The 14,953-nt window shown below is 74.7% G+C and carries 12 protein-coding genes; all 12 read right to left on the bottom strand.

Annotation, left to right across the window (positions count from 1 at the left end):
• Positions 1–12: 12 nt before the first annotated feature.
• A complete protein-coding gene (locus tag MUY22_RS32655; protein ID WP_247051014.1) occupies positions 13–1,338 on the bottom strand; it encodes a cation:proton antiporter in 1,326 nt (441 codons plus the stop codon).
• Positions 1,335–4,253, bottom strand: a complete 2,919-nt coding sequence (locus tag MUY22_RS32650) for a BTAD domain-containing putative transcriptional regulator (protein WP_256474719.1) — start codon at positions 4,251–4,253, stop codon at positions 1,335–1,337. The genes MUY22_RS32655 and MUY22_RS32650 overlap by 4 nt, the downstream gene beginning before the upstream one ends.
• Positions 4,254–4,435: 182 nt before the next feature.
• Positions 4,436–5,161: a thioredoxin domain-containing protein gene (locus MUY22_RS32645; RefSeq protein ID WP_247051012.1), complete on the bottom strand. Its 726-nt coding sequence runs from the start codon at positions 5,159–5,161 to the stop codon at positions 4,436–4,438.
• Positions 5,162–5,193: 32 nt separating this feature from the next.
• Positions 5,194–6,249 (bottom strand): serine hydrolase, encoded by a 1,056-nt coding sequence (locus MUY22_RS32640; RefSeq protein ID WP_247051011.1) that lies wholly within the window; start codon positions 6,247–6,249, stop codon positions 5,194–5,196.
• Positions 6,243–6,836 (bottom strand): nitroreductase family protein, encoded by a 594-nt coding sequence (locus MUY22_RS32635; protein ID WP_247051010.1) that lies wholly within the window; start codon positions 6,834–6,836, stop codon positions 6,243–6,245. The genes MUY22_RS32640 and MUY22_RS32635 overlap by 7 nt, the downstream gene beginning before the upstream one ends.
• Positions 6,823–7,368, bottom strand: a complete 546-nt coding sequence (locus MUY22_RS32630; RefSeq protein ID WP_247051009.1) for a flavin reductase family protein — start codon at positions 7,366–7,368, stop codon at positions 6,823–6,825. Before MUY22_RS32630 ends, MUY22_RS32635 begins: the two co-directional genes overlap by 14 nt.
• Positions 7,352–8,470, bottom strand: coding sequence for a ThiF family adenylyltransferase (locus tag MUY22_RS32625; protein ID WP_247051008.1), 1,119 nt, complete (start codon positions 8,468–8,470; stop codon positions 7,352–7,354). The genes MUY22_RS32630 and MUY22_RS32625 overlap by 17 nt, the downstream gene beginning before the upstream one ends.
• Positions 8,467–9,717 (bottom strand): HEXXH motif-containing putative peptide modification protein, encoded by a 1,251-nt coding sequence (locus MUY22_RS32620; RefSeq protein WP_247051007.1) that lies wholly within the window; start codon positions 9,715–9,717, stop codon positions 8,467–8,469. The genes MUY22_RS32625 and MUY22_RS32620 overlap by 4 nt, the downstream gene beginning before the upstream one ends.
• Positions 9,714–11,006, bottom strand: a complete 1,293-nt coding sequence (locus tag MUY22_RS32615; RefSeq protein ID WP_247051006.1) for an HEXXH motif-containing putative peptide modification protein — start codon at positions 11,004–11,006, stop codon at positions 9,714–9,716. The genes MUY22_RS32620 and MUY22_RS32615 overlap by 4 nt, the downstream gene beginning before the upstream one ends.
• 5 nt (positions 11,007–11,011) lie before the next feature.
• Positions 11,012–12,265: an HEXXH motif-containing putative peptide modification protein gene (locus tag MUY22_RS32610; RefSeq protein ID WP_247051005.1), complete on the bottom strand. Its 1,254-nt coding sequence runs from the start codon at positions 12,263–12,265 to the stop codon at positions 11,012–11,014.
• Positions 12,262–13,596, bottom strand: coding sequence for a tetratricopeptide repeat protein (locus tag MUY22_RS32605; protein ID WP_247051004.1), 1,335 nt, complete (start codon positions 13,594–13,596; stop codon positions 12,262–12,264). The genes MUY22_RS32610 and MUY22_RS32605 overlap by 4 nt, the downstream gene beginning before the upstream one ends.
• Positions 13,593–14,948 carry a M48 family metallopeptidase gene (locus MUY22_RS32600; protein WP_247051003.1) on the bottom strand — a complete coding sequence of 452 codons (1,356 nt, stop codon included), beginning with the start codon at positions 14,946–14,948 and terminating at the stop codon, positions 13,593–13,595. The genes MUY22_RS32605 and MUY22_RS32600 overlap by 4 nt, the downstream gene beginning before the upstream one ends.
• Between the last annotated feature and the right edge of the window lie 5 nt (positions 14,949–14,953).

Raw genomic sequence — 14,953 nt, 5'->3', positions numbered from 1 at the left:
CGTGTCCCCCGCTCACCGTCCGGCTCTCGGTCCGAAGTGTACGGTGCGCCGCGGCCCCGGCGAACGACGCGACCACCGATTCGCCCGGCTTCTCCCGGTTCCGGCCGCCCGGAGATTTCCGGTGTCCGGCAACGATCCCGGCTCGCCGATGCCCAGCAGCGACAGGAGCGGCCCGGTCATCGCCGTCGTCACGATCGCCATCACGACCATCATCGAGTACAGCGCTCCACTCAGGACGCCGAGCTGGAGCCCGACGCTCAGCACCACCAGCTCGGTGAGGCCGCGGGTGTTCATCAACGCCCCCATCCCGAGGGCGTCGCGGGTGTCCAGCCCGACCAGCCGGCCGCCGAGGAAACCACCGCCGAACTTGCCGGTGACCGCCACCAGGAGGATCAGCCCGAACGTCAGGATCCCCGCGGCGCCGACGCCGGAAAGGTCGACCTGCAGGCCGGCGACGACGAAGTACACCGGCAGCAGCAGCTTCCCGATCTTGTCGGCGTAGCCGGCCAGCTCCGCGCGGGCGCCGGCCGAGTCGCCGCGCGGGAGCAGCGCGCCGAACAGGAACGCGCCGAAGATGAGGTGCAGGCCCAGGAACTCGGTGATCCAGCCGGCGGCCAGCACGCCGACGAACACCACCGTCAGCCGGTCCGCGGGCACCCGTCGCGCCCGGTCGCCCCGCTCGCGCCACAGCGCCCACCGCAGCACCGGCCGGAGCGCGACCAGGGCCGCGACGAACGGGACGACGAGGAGCAGCCGCCACGGGCCGGCCCCCGCCGGCTGCGCGATGGCGGCCACGACCGTGAGCAACGACCAGGCGAGCACGTCGCTCATCGACGCGGTCGCCAGCGCGAGCCGGCCGAGCGCGGTGTGCTGCAACCGCCGGTCGGTGAGGATCCGGGCCAGCACCGGGAACGCGGTGACCGCCATCGCCGCGCCGAGGAACAGCACGAACCCGAGCGGGCTGCGCGGGTGCTGCCCGCCGATCAGCACGACACCGAGCCCGGCGCCGAGACCCAGCGGGAGCAGGGTGCTCACCACCGACAGCCCGATCGCGGAGCCGGTGGCGCGGCGCAGGTGCGCGTGGTCCAGCTCGAACCCGACGGCGAACATGAACAGCGCGACCCCGACGTCGGCCAGCGCGCTCAGGGTCGGCCGGGCGGCCGCCGGGACGAGCGTCCCGGCGACCGCGCCGTGGAACAGCGTCGGCCCCAGCAGGAGACCCGCGACGATCTCGCCGATCACCGGCGGCTGCCCCAGCCGGAGCGCGACCGCGCCGCAGAGCCGGGCCAGCACGAGGATCAGCACGAGGTCGGCGAAGACCAGGGGCACGCCGGTCACCGGGTCACCTCACGGGCGCCCCCCGCCGACAGGCACGCCCGGATCCGCGCGGTGAGCGCGGAATCGAGCGTCTCGCACTCCCCCAGCGCGCTGCGCCAGAGCCAATGGGCCTTCTCCGGGCTGCCGGCGGCGAGCGCGGCTCGCGCGAGGCCGTTCAGCGCCCGGGCGATGACGGCCCGCACGCCGGTCCGGCGGCCCAGCTGCAGGGCCGACTCGTGCACCTGCCGCGCGCCGTCGAAGTCCCCCGCGTCGTAGAGGGTTTCGCCGAAGCTGTTGAGCGCGCCCGCTTCCAGCAGCGGCTCCCCGGTGATCTTCGCCAGGGCGAGGGCGCGCTGGTGGCAGTGGAGCGCGTCGGAGACGCGCCCGGCGTCGCGGTGGACGTCGGCGAGGTGGGTCAGCACGATCCCCCGCTCGACCCGGTGGTGCGGCCGGCTCAACAGGCCCAGGGCCCGGTTGAGGTGCGTGACGTCGGCGGGCCGGTGCCCCAGCAGGGCGTGCGCCCGGCCGAGCGCGCCGAGGATCAGGCCGTGCTGCGTTTCGTTCCCGGTCTCCGCCACCAGCCCGAGCGCGGTGCGCAGGTGCACGACGGCTTCGGCCGGTTTGCCCCGGTCGAGCGAGATCTCGCCGAGGACGCGCAGGGCGTACCCCTCGCCCTCGCGGTCGCCGGCGTGCCGGTGGACGTTCAGCGCGCGACGGCAGAAGTCGACCGCGTCCCGCGTCGGGCCCAGCAGGCGGGCCACCTCGGCCAGCACCGACAGCGTCTGCGCCTCGCCCCGCACCTCGCCCAGGTCCCGCCGGAGCACCAGCGCGTCGACCAGGTGCGTGCGGGCGTCGTCGAGTGTGCCGGTCCGGGCCTCGAAGCGGCCCAGGTCGTGCAGGGCATCGGCTTCCCCGCGCTGGTCCCCGGTGCGCCGGGAGGTCTGCAGGGCCCGCAGCGTCAGCGCCTTGGCCGCGTCGAGGTCGCCGCCGAGCTCCGCGTGCCGGGCCCAGGCCCGCGCCAGCGCGATCGACCGGGCCGGGCGCGCGACGTCGGAGTCCAGGGCGGCCAGGGCCAGCAGGGCCGGGAGCCGGTTGCCGCAGGCGCCCGGCTCGCCGGGGCCGGGGGACGCGCCCCGCGGGGCCGGGACGAGGACGGTGGTGTCCGCCTCGTCCAGGTAGTACTCGACGAGCTGGTCGACCACCGCGGCCCGGGTCCGGTGCGGGATGTGGCGCTCGGCCAGCCCGGCGGCGTAGCGCCGGACCAGTTCGTGCATCGTGAAGCCGGGCGGCTCCGCGCGGAGCAGGCCCGCGTCGGCGAGGTCCGCCAGCAGGCCGCGCGCCCGGGCCGTGGTCACGCCCGCCATCGCCGCCGCCGCGCCCTCTTCGATCGGCGCGCCGGGGTGCAGCCCGAGCAGCAGGAACAGCTCCCGGGTGGCGCCGGTGAGCGCGCGGAAGGAGCTCCCGAACGCGGCCGCCACCCCGCCGAGCTGCCGCAGCGGGTCGGTCAGTTCCGCCGTGACCGCCTCCGGCGTGCCGTACGCCAGGTGCTCGACGGCCGCGCGCAGGGCCAGCGGGAGCAGGCCGCACTTGCGGGCCAGCTCGCCCAGGGCCGCGCGCCCGCCGGCGTCGGGGTGCCCGGCACCGGCGGTCAGGAGGGCGACGGCGTCGTCCTCGGGCAGGGTGTGCAGCGGCAGCCGGACCAGCCGGTCGATCCCGGTGAGCCGGTGCCGGCCCGTGAGGAGGACCAGACATCGCCCGGCGGCCGGCACCAGCGGGGCCACCTGGGCGGCGGACGCGGCGTCGTCGAGCAGCAGCAGGATCCGGCGGTCGGCGAGCACCTCCTGGAACGCGGCGGCCCGCCGGGCGGGGTCGGCGGGCACCGGGTGGTCGAGGGCGCCGAGCAGGTGCTCCAGCGCGTCACCGGGTGGCAGCGGTGTCTCGCCGGTCCCGCGCAGGTCGAGGTAGAGCTGCCCGTCGGGGTAGTCGTCGGCCAGCTGGTGCGCCGCGTACAGCGCGACGGCCGACTTGCCGCTGCCGGGCATGCCCTCGATCGAGACGATCCGGGGGGCCTCCGTCCGGCCGTGCCCGGCGTGCAGGATCCGCGTCAGCTCGGCGGCGCGGCCGGCGAACGACGGCGGTGGCGCGGGCAGCTGCGCGGGGGTGGGCCGCGGGCCCGCCGGGGCGGCCGGGGCCGCGTAGAAGTCGCCCAGGTCGTCGCGCAGGATCGCCGCGTGCAGGTTCCGCAGCTCCGCGCCCGGTTCCACGCCCAATTCGTCGATGAAGTGCCGCCGGGTCTCCCGGAAGAACTCCAGGGCCTCGGGCTTGCGGCCCGACAGGTAGAGGCAGCACATCAGGGCCTTGCGCAGCCGTTCGCGCAGCGGGTTCTCCCGGACCAGCGTGAAGAGCTCCGCGAGCAGTTCTTCGTGGCCGCCGACCGCGAGATCGGACTCGACGCGGCGTTCGAGCGCGTCGAGCCGTTCGCTCTCCAGCCCTTCGCAGAGCGCCTCGCGGACGTGCTCGGCCATGCCGACCAGCGGCTGGTCCCGCCACAGCGCGAGCGCCGTGCGCAGGTCGCCGGCGACCCGGTGCAGGTCGTCGGACCGGCGGGCCAGCCGCACGAGGCTGCGGAACCGGCCGACGTCGACGGCTTCGGGGTCGACGTCGAGCCGGTAGCCGGAACCGGTGGTCACGACGTACTCCCGGGGATCCGCGCCGAGCGCGCGCCGCACCTGGGAGATGTAGACCTGGATGGCGGCCCGGGCCCGGGCGGGCGGTTCCTCCGCCCAGAGCACGTCCACGAGGCGGTCGACCGACACCGTCCGTCCCGGGTTCATCAACAGGGTCGCCAGCGTCTGGCGCGCGCGGGGTGGTCCCAGTTCGATGGCTCGGCCGTCCCGGTGTACCGCCAAGGACCCCAATACGAAAAACCTCAGCATCTGAAGAACCCCCAAAGTCGATCAGCCTGCTTGGATCCGGCTTACCAAGAACTCACAAGTAGATCAAGAGCTTTCAATCTTTGGTAAATGATTCGACGAGCGCCGCGAACGCCTGACCGGCGATTGCCGGAAATCGCCGATCCGGCCGGGCCGGTTCGACGATTTCGAGCGACCCGCGGGGCTCAGCTCGCGACCCCCAGGCTCGCCAGCCACCGCTCGTCGTCGGTGTCCAGCACGCGGGTGCCGAGGGCGATGGTCGGCGTGCCGCGGAAGGCGCGCCCGTTGCCGTCCGGGCGGTCGACCTGGAACGCCGGCTCGGCCTTCACCTGCTCGAAGGCGGTCTCGACCTCGGCGAAGTGGGTCTGCCCGGTGACGCAGGCCGCGAACTCCGGCGCGGTGATCCCGAGGTCGTGCCCGATCGCGATCAGCTTCGGGTCGTCGAAGACCGGGGCCGCCTCCGGGGGCTGGTTGTGCATCAGCGTCTCGTGGTAGGACACGAACCCGCCCTGATCGGCCGCGCACAACGCCGCGTTGGCCGCGCGCAGCGAATAGCGGTCGCTGTTCGGTTTCCGCTGCAGCATCGGCAGTTCGTGATAACGCACTTTGAGCCGGCCCGCGTCGAGCTCGGTCCGGATCCGCTCGGAATACTTCTTCTCGAATTCCGCGCAGTGCGGGCAGAGGAAATCCTCGTACACGTCGATCGTCACCGGCGCGGAATCCTTTCCCGCGGTGACGACGGCGTCCTGCCGGACCGCCGGATAACTCGCGGAAACGGATTGCGCGTGCACTTCCTGGGGCGTCCGGAAGAGCCACACGAGCGCGCCGGCCACCACGGCCAGCACGAGCACGCCGACAAAGATCAGGTTGGCTTTCCGGCGCCGGGAGCGGACCGAAGTGGTCGCGTCCATCAGCACTTCCTCTCTCTCGGGGAAACAACGGTTCACCGGGAGGACCCGGCGAGCACTCGGCCGGCGAACGCCCGGACGTCCGGCAGCGCCGTCTCCGACTTCGGCGTCACCGAGACCGATACGCAGCGGAAGGGGTCTTCGACGCACCGCACGACGGTCAGGTAACCGCCGAAGCCACCGGTGCAGCCCCACGCCGGCCGCCCGTCGGGCAGGGCGTCGCGGAACAGCGCGAGCCCCCAGTCGCGCCCCTCGTCCGCGGGCACGGTGGTGGTCAGTTCCCGCAGTGCGCGGCGGGAGAGCAGATCGGCGGTGAAAAGCGCGGTGAAGAACCGGCACAGGTCGGCGGCGGTCGTGATCAGATCGCCGGAACCCCACGCCTTGGCCGGGTTCTGCACGGTGATGTCGATCGGCCGCCGCGCGCCACCCCGGCCGGGCCAGGCGTACCCGCGCAGGTGCGGCCCGGGAATGAAGGGCGACGTCCCGGGCAATGCGCTCGAGCCGAGTCCGGCGGCCGCGAGGATCCGGCCGAGCGGCGTTTCGTACCGCTCACCGGTAACCCGTTCCAGGAGCAGCGCGAGCACGAGGTAACCGGTGTTCGAATAACGCCATTCCGCCCCCGGCTCGAAATGGGCGGGCCGGGCCAGCGCCGCCTCGGCGAGCCGGATCGGCGCCGTGGTCCGGAACCGCGCGGCGGTCAGCAGGTCCGCCGGGGTGACCGGCCGGACCTCGGTGGTGTCGACCAGGCCGCCGGTGTGGTTCAGCAGGTGCCGGACCGTCACGCGGGGGTGGTCGCGCAGGAGTTCCGGGAGGTACGAGCCGGCCGGGACGTCGAGGTCGACGCGGCCCTCCTCCACGAGCCGGAGGACGGCGACCGCGACGAACGCCTTCGTCAGGCTCCCCGCCCGGAAGAGGTGCTCCGGCGACGCGAGCCGGCCGGTGGCCAGGTCCGCGGTCCCGGCGGCCGCGCCGTGGCCCGCCACGCCGTCGGTCACGTGCGCGACCGCGGCGGTCGCCGCCGTCGTCACGAGCGCGTCGAGCCCGGCGCGCAGCACGGCGTCCGGCGCCGTGGTCGTCAGCAGCGTCACCACTTTCCCCAGTGCACGACGTCTTCCAGGGGCTTGCGGGCGATCGCGGGCCGCCACGGCGGGTCCGGGTCGAGGCGGTGGTCGCGGTGCCCGATGGCGATCGCGCCGACCGGCGTGTACTCGGCGGGGATGCCGAAGCGCTCGCGGAACGAGTCCAGCACCGGCGGGAGGATGCCGAAGAACTTCGCCCCCAGCCCGGCGTCGACGGTCGCCAGCAGCGTCAGCAGCGCCGTGAACCCGGTGTCGATGTACCAGTACGGCACCGCCCACCGGTCCTCCGCCCGGTCGGTCCAGTTCTTGTCCGCCTGCGTGTAGCGGTCCAGGTACGCCTGCTTCGAGGCGAGCGGGACGACGATCAGCGGCGCGCGCTTGACCGGGTTGCCCTTCGCCGGGTCCTGCCCGAGCGCGAGCCAGAACTCCGCGCGTTCCTCCGCGGTCCGCAGCGCGAGCAGCGCGTAACCCTGGCTGAACCCGGCCGACGGCCCGCGGTTGGCCACGTCGAGCAGCCGCCGCACGGTGTCGTCGTCGAGCGGCTCGTCGGTGAACGAGCGCACCATCCGCCGTTTGCGGATCACGTCACGGAATTCCATGTGCTGAGCCCCTTTCCCGAGGCGTCGGGCCGCCGAGCCGGGCGTAGTCCCCGCGGAAGTGCACGAGGGGCGCGCGGTCGGCGGCGGAGGTGACGTCGAGGACGGCGGCGAGGACCACGTCGTGGTCGCCGCCCTCGACGGTCCGGGCGACCTCGCACTCGAGCCAGGCGAGGCCGCCGGTGAGCAGCGGGGCGCCGGTGTGCGGGCCGGTCCGGTGGGCGAGGCCGGTGAACTGCGCCGCGCCGTCCGGCCGGCCGCCGTCGGAGAACCGCCGGACGGCCGGGTGGTCGCGCTCGCCCAGGACGGTGAGGGCGAACCGCCCGGCGGCGCGCACGAGCAGCGCGGTGCGGCTCTCCCGGGCCAGACAGACCAGCACCATCGGCGGCCGCAGCGACACCGACGTCAGGCTGCTGACGGCGGTCCCGTGCGACGCGCCCGCGTGGTGGACGCCGAGGACCGCCACCCCGGTCGCGAAGTTGCCCATCGCCCGGCGGAAGGCGGCGGCGCCGACCCGGTCACGGGCGGGCAGCACCGGCGCCGTCCTGTCCGCCTTCGCCGTGGCACACCGGGCACTCCGGGTGCGGCGGCCGCGGCACGGTCACCGGGCCCGGGTCGACGCTGATCTCGACGACGGCGTTCGTCGTGGCCGGCGGCGCGTACCCGCTCAGGAAGCGGAAGATGTCGAGCGCCGCGGGCGCGCCGGCCAGCATCGCCAGGGAGCTCAGCGAGCCGGAGTTCCCCTTGGGCAGCCGCCTGCCGGCCTCGACGAGCCGCGGCATCTTGGGGTTGCGGTCGACCAGGGCGGCCCAGTCGCACATCTGGCAGCTGGTCCGGCCCGGCACGTAGAGCGGGCCGACCCGGGTGCCCGAGACGTTGATGTTCGGCACCCCGGCCTCCCGCCCGGCGCGCGCGGCCCACTCCCGGATCAGCCACGGCGGGGTGTCGGCGCACCCCACCAGCAGGTCCGCACCCTTGATGAGCGGCACCAGCTCGTCCGGGCCGGCGATGTACCGGTCGTGGAGCTCGACGTCGGTGCGCGGCGCGAACCGCCGGACCGCGTCGCGCGCCGCCTCGACCTTGCGGCGCCCGACATCGCCTTCGGCGTAGAGGATCGAGCGGTTGAGGTTGGAGGCTTCCACGACGTCGCCGTCGATCAGGCGCAGCCGCCCGACACCCATGCACAGCAGGTTGTAGACCATCCAGCTGCCGAGGCCGCCGGTGCCGAGCACGACGACGTCGGCCCCGATCAGCCGCCGGATGTAGTCGAACCGGCTCGTCTCCGGCGTCTCGAACTCGGAGAAGAAGTCGACCAGCCGCGACAGCCGCGCGAGATCGTCGGGGTCGATGTCGTCGGGTGTGTGCGGTTCTTCGAGAAAACCCAGCTCCCGCAACCGGTTCACGGCCGCCTCGGCCGCCGCGGCGGCCGCCGGGCCGAACCGGGCGGCGAGCCGGCCGGACAGCACCTCCGGCTCGGCGCCCTCCGCCAGCCGGGCGAGCAGCTCCTCCACGGCCTCGTCGAACGGGGCCAGCACGTGCACCCGCTTCCCGAGGCGCAGGATGACGCGCTCGCCGTCGCTCACCAGCTGCGTCCGGGCCCGCAGCCGGACCATCGTTTCCGTGCCGACCGCCGTCATGTGCCTTCTCCTTCCGCGCGGGCCCCGCTCACGCGGCCGCTCGCCGGGCTCGCCGCGTGCGCGGCGGCCTCTTCCAGCAGTTCGGTCCCCGCCTCGCTGAGCGCCCCCGACGTCGCCAGGGTGTCCTGGGCTTCGCGGAACTCGGCGTGGCATTCGTGGCCGCGTTCGGCGAACCGCTCGTCGCCCGTCACGGCCGCCGCGCGGGCCATCACGACCGCGACCCGGGCCAGGACGAACGCCGCGTGGTAGACGCCGGCGGCCGGGCGGGCGTCCTTGCGCAGCGGCGAAGACAGCAGCCGGTGCTGCCCGCCTTCGGCGAAGAACCGCGTGCGCACGGACAGCACGTACAGCCGGGTGTGCGCGGCTTCGTGCACGAGCCGCTCCGCGGTGAAGCGGACCGGGTCGGGGACGTCGTCGTCCGACACCGCCCGGAGGAAGATCGCGCCGAGGTGCGACAGCGACGTCCACCCCTCCATCAGGGCGCTGGTGAACGGCACGACCAGCCGGACGTGGGTGGTCAGCTCGGCCAGGCAGTCCGGCCAGGCGCGGCCGATCAGCCCGGCGGCGCGGGAGAACACCGCCTCGACGCGGGTCGCGTCGGGCACCGGGCGGATGTCGCGCGGCGGGTACGGCGGCGGCGACGGCGTGGCGTTGACCCCGGCGAGCACCTCCTCGACCCACGGGTCGGTCGCGTCCAGCTCCACCGGGGTGCCCGCGAGCACCGGCCTGCGGGACTCCCCGAGCCCGGCGGCGGCGAGGATCCCGGCCGGGAACGTCTCGGTGACGCCGTCGCGTTCGACGCGCAGCTCGCCGCCTTCCCGCGACACGACCACCGACGGGTCGGTGCCCGGCCGCACCACGAGGTGCCGCGGCAGCCCGGGAACGCGCAGCTGGTCGCCGCGCACGAGCGGCACCCGGACACGCGCGAAGTCGTCCCGCGCGAGCAGCGCGGGGGCCAGCAGCAGCCGCGGCAGGCTGTCCAGCCACGCCGAGATCCGGTCGCCGGCGCCGATCTTCACCCGGGCGTCCAATGTGGACCGCCAGTGCCGGAACAGCGGGTGCAGCACGGCGGCGCGCAACGCCGCCGGATCGGCCGCCTCGACCAGGGCCCGCGCGGCCGCCAGCGGACCGTCCGGCTCGGCGCCGCCGGCGTTCAGCACGGCGGTCAGCGACCGCAGCGCCGCGTCACCGCAGGCCAGCAGCGCGGGGTCGGCCGGCTGCCGCGCCGGGACGAAGGCGGCCGTCACCGCTCCTCCCCCGGGCCGGCCTCGACCGGGGTCCGCGCTTCCGCGGCGAACTGGTCGAGCAGGGTCCGCCCGAGCGGGGTGAACCCGACGTTGTTGATCTCGAGCACCTGCAGCGCGGCCTCGACGTCGGCCACGACCTCGATCCGCCGCCGGGCGTACCGCTGTTCGCCGGTCAGCCGGTGGGCGTAGCGCAGGAACCGCGCGACCCTGGCGAAGACGAAGACCCCTTGCACGATCCCGATGAGCGGCCGCGGGTCGCGCCGCCACGGCGACTCGACGAGCGTGTCGCCGCTGCCGTGGAAGACCGGGTCCTGCTCCATGATCATGCACAGCCGCACGTGGCTGTGCTCGTGCAGCAGGTGCTCGGCGGTGTACATCAGGTCCGAGAACGGGTGCCGGCACTCCCCCATGAACACCGCGCCGGGGAACGCCGCCTCGGCGAACGTCGAGTAGGACCGGCTCACGAACGGCACCAGCAGCCGGGTGTAGCCGAGCAGCTCGGCGCCCGCGGCGGGCCAGGCGCGGGAGATCAGCGCGCAGGCCGCGGCGAGGTGGTCGAGCGTCTCCGGGGCCACCACCGGCATCGCGGCGAGGTCGCGGGGCGGGTAGCCGGCCATCGGCGGCCGGGCGTTCATCGACGCGTACAGGTCGCCGACGAACGGGTCGGTGCCGTCGACCTCGATCGCGGTGCCCGGGATCAGCGGCCGCTCGGCGACCGGCGAGCCGCCGCCGGGCGCGACCTCGCCGAGCAGCTCGGCCACCGGGACGTGGATGTCGCACCCCGGGCCCGACACGTTCAGCCGGTCACCGTCCACAGTGGCGTGGACCGGGCCGTCCGGGGTGCCGACGGGCAGCAGCACGTGCCGGAGGTGACCGGGGAACCGGAGCTGGCCGCCCCGGGCCCGCAGCTCGACCCCGCCGCCGGGGACCAGTCCGTGCCGGGCCGCGGGCAGCAGCACGAACCGCCCGACGTCGGGCATGGCTTCCAGGAGCGCGGCCCGCTGGCCGGCCACGCACCGCTCGTACTGCTTGACCAGCCAGTACATGTAGTAGGGGTGGGACTCGACGGCGGCCCGCTCGGCGGCGGGCAGCCCCTTCAGCGCGTCGGCCGCGAAGCGCAACGGGGCCAGCTCATCGGGCGTGAGGACCGTCGCCAGGCGCGTCGCGATGCGGTCGAGAGCACCGTCCAACCGGGACAGGACGAACCGGCGGCTCAGGTCGTTCTCGACGGTGCTGACGGCGAGGTCCGCGACGCCGTCGGCCAGGGGCGTGTCTTCCAGGGTAGTCATGACGCTCAGAACTCCTCGTAGATCTTGGGTTCGTCGGGGGCGGCGGCGCCGTAGGCCGCGGCGAGGTCGGTGATGTGCGCGTCGGCCTCGTCGAGCAGCGCGGCGCCGTCGGGGGTGAGCCGGACGTCCCGGCGCAGCGTGCCGAGCGCGAGCCGCACCTGCGTGACGAGCACCGGGATCCGCTCGCCGTAACCGAGATCGCCGTCCAGCCGGTGCACGCGGTCGAGGGCGCGCGCGGCGCGGGTCACCACGAACGCGCCGTGGTAGAGCCCCATGATCGGCCGCAGCCCGGCGCGGAACGGCGACGGCACCCGGTCGGCGGCGTCGTGGTCGTAGAGCTTCGTGCGCGCCATCACCAGGTTGAGCCGCAGGTGGCTGGTCTCGTGGACCAGCCGCTCCACGTCCTGGACGTCGTCGTGGACGGTGGTGCGCAGGAACACCGCGCCCTGCCAGCCGACGTTGGTGAAGGCCGCGCGCACCTGGCTGGAGAACGGCGCGACGAGCCGGACGTAGTCCTCGAACTCGCGCCGCATCTCCGGCCACGCCCGGCCGAGCCGGTCCACGGCACCGCCCAGCCAGGTCTGCGCGGCCACGTCCGCCTCAGCCGGTTCGAGGTCGTCGCGGCTGCGTCCGGGCGAGGGCGCGGCGACGTTCTCGACCTCGAAGAACTTCCCGACCCACGGGTCGGAGGAGTCGAACTCCACGGCCGTACCGGGGATGGCCGGGCGCAGCACACCGGGGCCGGGGCGGTGTTCGTCCAGCAGCTCGGCCACCGGCACGGCGTCGTGCCCGGTGAGCACCAGCTCGCCGTTCGCGGCCCGGGCCCGCAGCGCGCCGGACCCCTCGACGCGCAGGTGCCGTCGATGGCCGGGGAACCGCAGCTCGCCGGCACGCGGTGGCGGCAGGGCCAGGTCGACGTCGCCCCGGCGCAGCAACGGGACGAGCAGGAAGCGGGACAGCTCGGGGACCAGCGACGTCACCTCGGCGGCCCGGCCCGCGGCCACCGCCTGGGACAACCGGCTCCACCAGTACGAGTAGTACGGGTGGAGCGCGATGTCCGTCCACTCCGGACGGTCCAGCTCCGCGGCCAGCCGGGCGCCGCGTTCCAGGAGAGCGGCTTCGGCGGCCGGGAGGCGGGTGCCGAGCAGGCCGGCGAAGCGGCCGAGCCCGGCGAGCCGGAACTCCGCGAACCGGGCGACCGACGCGTCGCTCTCCTTCGGCACCGGCGAAAACGGCACGGTGGGACTGATGGTGGTCATGCTCGGGCCCCCTGTCGGACGGTCGTGGACGATGTCGGCGCGGCCGGGCCGGCCAGCCGGTGGTGCAGCACGTGGAGGCGGTCGCGGGCCCAGCCGGCGAGGAACCGCTGGCCGGTCCGGTCGGCGACACCGTGCAGCCGGTGCAGCGCGGTGATGCCCAGCGGCTCCGCGGCGACGGAGTTCGCGTAGGCCTGCGCCGCCTGGTCGAGGTCGCCCAGCGCCTCGTGGCAGCGACCCGTGCAGTACCAGGCGGTTCCGGTGAAGGGCGCGCCCAGCACGGCCGCGGTCCGGTAGGCGTCCAGCGCGTCCTGCGTCCGGCCGTCGTCCCAGTGCACGGCCCCGAGCTGCAGCCACGCCCGCGGTTCCCGGGGGTCGTGCCCGGTCAGTGCGGTGGCGGCGGCGAGCGCGGTCTCGCGGTCCCCGCGCGCGACCGCGGCGTTGGTGATCGTCTCGAGGACGGCGTAGCGGTTCTCGTCGGCCAGCACCAGTGGCACCCCGGGCGCTCCGGTGACGTCGACGGCGTGGGCTTCGGCCTGCTTGAGCATCGCCGCCACGGCGTCGTGGTCCCCGCGCACGAACGGGCCGAAACTGGCCGCGCGCAGGGTGATGCTCGCCATCAGGAGGTCCCGCGGGCTCCCCTCGGCGTGCTGCGCGGCGGCTTCGGCGAGCACCCGGTCCGACCACTCGACGGTGGCCTCGCGGTCACGGGTGGCCCGGCCGTAGTGGATGGCCAGGTTGACCGCCACGGCGAGCCGCACGCGCGGGGACGCCGGCGGCTGCGCCAGCACCGCCAGCGTGCGCGGCACCAGGTCGTGGACGGACTCGCCGAGCTTGGACCGCGCGCCGATGACGCGCAGCTCGCTCAGCGCGGTGAACTCGCCGGGCGGCCCGAGGCGGTCCCCGAGGGCGACGGCCGCGTCGAACAGGCACAGTTTGTACAGCGCGCAGATCACCTGGTAACGCCGGAACGCGCCCAGCTCGTCCCACGCGTCGACGGCGTCGCACAGCGCCTGCCAGTGCGGGCTCCGCGCGGTTTCGGGCAGCTCGCCCGGCCAGGTGACGTCGTAGCTCGCGAGGCCGGTCTCGCGGATCAGTGCCGTCCGCAGGGACCGTTTCGTGTTGCCCTGGGGCGCGATCCAGCCGTCGGCAGCGGGCTCCGGTCCGGCGACGCTCTCCCCCACGTAGGCGGCGGCCTTCGCGTTGACCGGCCCGCCGGGCCCGCCGAGGTCGAGGAACGGGCGGAGCAGGTGGCCCGAGAGCGTCCCGGTCTCCGGGGTGACGAGGTCGTGCTCCTCGAGGAACTGCGTCGCGGTCAGCACTCGCTGTCTCATCGTGCCTGCTCCTTCGCCGTCGTGCGGGCGGGCGCCTTCAGCCGGGTGGTGATCTCCCCCAGCGAGCCGCCGGCCCAGGCGGGCAACGCCGCGAGCCCGCCGGCCGCGGCCCCGGCCAGTTCGTGGATGCGCAGCCGGGCGTCCACACTGGCCGGATCCGCGCGCACGGCTTCGGCGTAGGCCCGCAACGCGCCCGCGTGGTCGCCGAGCCGGTCGAGGCAGCGGGCCGTCAGGTACCAGGACAGGCCGGTGAACGGCGCGCCCAGCGTGATCGCCCGCCGCAGCTCGGGGAGCGCTTTCTCGGGCGCGCCGTCGTCGAGGTGGAACTTGCCGACGTGGATGCGCACCTTCGCGCTGAGCGGTTCGAGCTCGGCGAGCTGCGAGAGGCGCGCCCACCCGCCGTCGCGGTCGCCGGTGTCGAGCGCGGCCCGCATCCGGGTCTCCAGCAGCGGGTTCATGTTGGCGGCCCAGACCATCCACTCGGTGCTGTCGCGGGGCCGGAACGCCAGTGCGTGGTGCTCGGCGGCGTCGAGCTCCTCGGTGGTCCGCACGCGGTCGCCGAGCAGGTGCGGCAGGTAGCACACGGCGCGCCAGAACGTGCTGGCGTACAACACGTCCGGCAGCCCGGCTCCGGGATCGAGCAGTGCGTACTGGGATTCGGCGACCTCGCGCCAGTGCCGGACCTCCTCGATGTCCCGCCGCTTGGCGGCCAGGACCACCAGGGTGAGGGCGGCGCCGAGCCGGACGTACCGGTCGCCCCGGTCGTTCGCCGCGGCCTGCCGCAGGGTCGCCGCGTTCACCCGCTCGGTGTCGGCCGAGGGATCGATGCGCAACCGGGCGATGGCGAGCTGCATGCTCAACGCCGTCGCGACGCCGTCGCCGCTCTCGACGTCCCCGATCCGGCCGGTGAACAGCTCCACGGTCTCGCCGAACAGGCCCAGCGTGTTCAGCAGCGTCGCGAGCCGCAGCCGCTGGCCCAGCGGCAGCAGCCGGGCCCGCGTCCACTCGACGAGCTGCCGCCACCGGTCGGTGCGCAGCCGCTCGGGCAGCTCCCGCGCTCGGGTGATCCCGTAGGCCGGCAGGCCGCTTTCGCGCACGAGCGCGGTCCGCAGGCCGCGCCCGGGATGGGTCTGGATCATCAGCCGGGGCGCGTCCGGCGCGGCGAGCTGGCGGAACGCGACCTCGACCGACGTCGTCTCGCTGGGCCCGTCGGCGAACTCGCTCAGGTCCAGGTACGGCCGGAGCAGGTACGCGCTGAGCGGGCCGCCCACGTCGTCGAGCCCCAGCTCGCGCGCCGGGACGTCCGCGACGCCCAGCTGGGCCCGCTCGAGCACGATGTGTTTGTGGTGCATCGGAA

Origin of the sequence: Amycolatopsis sp. WQ 127309 (genome assembly GCF_023023025.1) — a bacterium.
In the GTDB taxonomy this organism is placed as follows: domain Bacteria; phylum Actinomycetota; class Actinomycetes; order Mycobacteriales; family Pseudonocardiaceae; genus Amycolatopsis.
Note: the sequence above shows the minus strand (reverse complement) of the source record. Positions and strands in the feature narration are given on the sequence as shown.

Excerpts from the sequence above, each read along its gene's own strand:
- MUY22_RS32635 (WP_247051010.1), bottom strand. The coding sequence starts at position 6,836 with ATGGAATTCCGTGACGTGATCCGCAAACGGCGGATGGTGCGCTCGTTC.
- MUY22_RS32600 (WP_247051003.1), bottom strand. The coding sequence starts at position 14,948 with ATGCACCACAAACACATCGTGCTCGAGCGGGCCCAGCTGGGCGTCGCG.
- MUY22_RS32625 (WP_247051008.1), bottom strand. The coding sequence starts at position 8,470 with ATGACGGCGGTCGGCACGGAAACGATGGTCCGGCTGCGGGCCCGGACG.
- MUY22_RS32650 (WP_256474719.1), bottom strand. The coding sequence starts at position 4,253 with ATGCTGAGGTTTTTCGTATTGGGGTCCTTGGCGGTACACCGGGACGGC.
- MUY22_RS32610 (WP_247051005.1), bottom strand. The coding sequence starts at position 12,265 with ATGACCACCATCAGTCCCACCGTGCCGTTTTCGCCGGTGCCGAAGGAG.
- MUY22_RS32605 (WP_247051004.1), bottom strand. The coding sequence starts at position 13,596 with ATGAGACAGCGAGTGCTGACCGCGACGCAGTTCCTCGAGGAGCACGAC.
- MUY22_RS32645 (WP_247051012.1), bottom strand. The coding sequence starts at position 5,161 with ATGGACGCGACCACTTCGGTCCGCTCCCGGCGCCGGAAAGCCAACCTG.
- MUY22_RS32615 (WP_247051006.1), bottom strand. The coding sequence starts at position 11,006 with ATGACTACCCTGGAAGACACGCCCCTGGCCGACGGCGTCGCGGACCTC.